2 protein-coding genes are annotated in these 2,179 nt (G+C 41.3%); both read right to left on the minus strand.

All coding sequences use genetic code 11. The annotated features are described in order from the left end of the window. Nucleotides 1-481 (minus strand): 6-phosphogluconolactonase (gene pgl, locus CXF78_RS21065; protein WP_102037858.1); only part of this gene is annotated, 481 nt, incomplete at its 3' end. 9 nt (nucleotides 482-490) lie between these two features. Continuing rightward, nucleotides 491-1,960, minus strand: a complete 1,470-nt coding sequence (gene zwf / locus CXF78_RS21070; protein ID WP_011637354.1) for a glucose-6-phosphate dehydrogenase — start codon at nucleotides 1,958-1,960, stop codon at nucleotides 491-493. Between the last annotated feature and the right edge of the window lie 219 nt (nucleotides 1,961-2,179).

The following is a 2,179-nucleotide window of genomic DNA, read 5'->3' on the forward strand; positions in this document are numbered from 1 at the left end:
AAGCCTTAGTGGTTAATGCATTATCAAGTTCTGCACTGCAAGGGAACCATGAACAAGTATGTCCATCTGTACCCATTCCCAATATCACCACATCAAAAGGACGTGGGAAATTAGCCAATGATTCACTGGTCATATCGCAGCCGGCTTCAGGGGTTGCGAACATATTTTTTAAACCACGAAACTTTCCACTGGCAGCTCTATTTTGCAATAAATGCTCGCGAACCACTCTTTCATTTGAATCTTTTTCATCAGCATTAACCCACCTCTCATCGGCTAAAGTAATATAAACATCACTCCAATCGACAAGTTTATGGCTTAATAGCTCGAATAATTTCAACGGTGTTGAACCGCCCGATACCACCAAGCTTGCTTTGCCACGTGTGTCGACAGCATCCTGTAATTGCTTAGCAATTTTGTCGGCTAATTTAGCTTCTAAATCAGCTGGAGTGTCGAACGATTTAAATACAGTATCTTTAATCATGTGAGCTCCCTACTCGTCCCAAGAACGACCATCTTTGGTTATCAATGCAACCGATGCCACAGGTCCCCATGTTCCACAAGGATAAGGCTTAGGTCTTTCGCCACTTTGTTCCCATGACTGAATAATTCCATCAACCCATTTCCATGCTTGTTCAACTTCATCACGACGAACAAACAGGGCTTGATTACCTAACATTGCTTCTAATAACAAACGTTCATATGCATCTGCAATACGTTCATTTTTAAAGGTGTCACTAAAACTTAAATCAAGCTTGGTTGTTTGTAGACGCTGCTTTTGCTCAAGACCAGGAACTTTGTTCATCATCTGAATTTCAACCCCTTCATGAGGTTGCAAGCGGATGGTCAATTTGTTTGGTGGAAGATTACGCAAGCTTGCTCGGTACAAGTTATGCGGTGGGTTTTTAAAATACACCACAATTTCGCTGCTCTTGAACGGCATACGCTTGCCACTACGTAAATAGAATGGCACACCTGCCCAACGCCAATTATCAATATCGACGCGAAGTGCCACAAAGGTTTCAGTGTTCGACTGTGTATTGGCATCGTCTTCTTCAAGGTAACCAGGAACAGGCGAGCCTTTTAAGAAACCCGCACTGTATTGACCTCGGACGGTATTTTCATACACATTGTCTTGGTTAATTGGACGCAGTGACTTAAGTACTTTTACTTTTTCATCACGAATACTGTCTGCATCTAAATTGACAGGTGGATCCATCGCAACCAAAGTTAACACTTGTAATAAATGGTTTTGGATCATGTCACGCATTTGGCCTGCGCCATCAAAGTAGCCCCAGCGCCCTTCGATCCCCACTTCTTCAGCTACAGTAATCTGTACATGGTCAATTGTGCGGTTATCCCACTTAGAGGCAAACAATGAGTTAGCAAAACGTAAAGCGATCAGGTTTTGTACTGTTTCTTTACCTAAGTAATGGTCGATACGGTAAACCTGGTTCTCGTTGAAGAATTCAGCCACTTGGTCATTAATCACATGAGATGATTCTAAATCAGTACCAATCGGCTTTTCGAGCACAACACGGGTGTCAGATTGAATAAGGTCTTGTTCATGTAAACAACGACATATGGCACCGAAAATCGAAGGAGGTGTAGCGAAGTAGTTCACCATGACGCGTTTACTTGGTTCAAGTAAATCGTGGAAGGCACTGTAACCTTCAGGTTCTGTAAAATTGGTACCGATATAATGACAACGACTGAGGAAGCGCGCTAACGTGGTTGGGCAAAGTTCATCTTTAACAAATGTATTTAGTGCTTTAGTAACGAGGGCGACAAACTCTTCTTGAGTAAATGCGTCTTTTGCTACACCGATTACCTTGGTTTCTTTATCAAGTAACTCTGCTTTGTCTAGCTGATATAGAGAAGGTAATAATTTACGCCTAGCTAAATCGCCTTTTGTACCGAAAAGTACGAAGTCGCAAGCCTTGGCTCCAATTGATTTGCCCATTGCTGAAAGCTCTCCTAATAATATGTGTGTGTCATGTTCGAATTCGGTCGATGAATAAAAGCACACTTTTGTTGTAATATAACAACAGAATTTAAATATTGCATCTTTAATTTGCATTTATTCTATTGTTGTTAATCTAGTCATGTGTATCTATTATCTGCTATGATTTTCTACCAATTACAAGGCTTGAGAACCATTCTACCGTGATCTATGTCTTGA

The sequence above is a fragment of the Shewanella sp. 11B5 genome (genome assembly GCF_002836795.1).
Lineage (GTDB): Bacteria > Pseudomonadota > Gammaproteobacteria > Enterobacterales > Shewanellaceae > Shewanella > Shewanella frigidimarina.

Coding starts and splice junctions, on each gene's coding strand:
- zwf (WP_011637354.1), bottom strand. CDS start 1,960: ATGGGCAAATCAATTGGAGCCAAGGCTTGCGACTTCGTACTTTTCGGT.